Below are 737 nucleotides of genomic sequence, written 5' to 3'. Positions count from 1 at the left end.
TCAACTGGGTGACAATTGGAGGAGTAGGACAAATCATCGAATTTGGGCGTGGAGTACGCTGGGATTATATGATGAGCCGTCGTCAAACAGAAATGTGGTATTATGATGACTGGGTGTTGGCACGTATGGGGAAAGGGGCACAATTAATGCCGCCAGCTGCTTTAGCGTAGATGTATACACGTGGTTAAAGTCTATGATACTATACGTCTAGTTATCTGGGTATGATGAGAAGAAAAGGCTATTATATAGATAATGAAATAGTAATTTCAAATAAAGGTCATCTAAATACCCCTACGTTAGAAAAGTTGAAAAAGATGGTTTTTAACGGTGAAATAGAAGAGGTGTTTTTCTCACATTATCTCGATAATCGGAAAAGTAATTTAGAACGTGAATCAATAGAAAATGTGAGGAGAAAGTAGGGATACAAGTTATCATAATAATATTTGTCTAACTGAAGAACCGGTATCTTTAGAAGGTTTCCCTAATGAATATCTATATTTTGTTGAATTATAAGAGAATGAAAAAGGGAATATAATTTTAGTGTTGTTTATGCATCATTAAATGATTTTATAAATAAGGAATGGAAGTGTTAGGGAAGTCTTTTTATAGACTTCCCTATATTTATTATGTCGAAAAAATATTATGCAAGATGTTGGTAATAAGATACATATTGTTCTAATCCTTCAACTTCCTTTTCGGGTGGCTGAATACCACCTTTTTTACCGTAGCAAACATTT

General features: G+C 33.9%; 1 pseudogene. It reads right to left on the bottom strand.

Annotated elements, in window-relative coordinates:
- Window positions 1-640: 640 nt before the first annotated feature.
- A pseudogene (locus KVT34_RS29610) lies at window positions 641-737 on the bottom strand (YdcF family protein); the annotation flags it as partial.

Source organism: Paenibacillus sp. GbtcB18, from assembly GCF_019091125.1.
GTDB lineage: Bacteria > Bacillota > Bacilli > Paenibacillales > NBRC-103111 > Paenibacillus_F > Paenibacillus_F chitinolyticus.
This window is presented reverse-complemented; position numbering and strand designations above follow the sequence as displayed.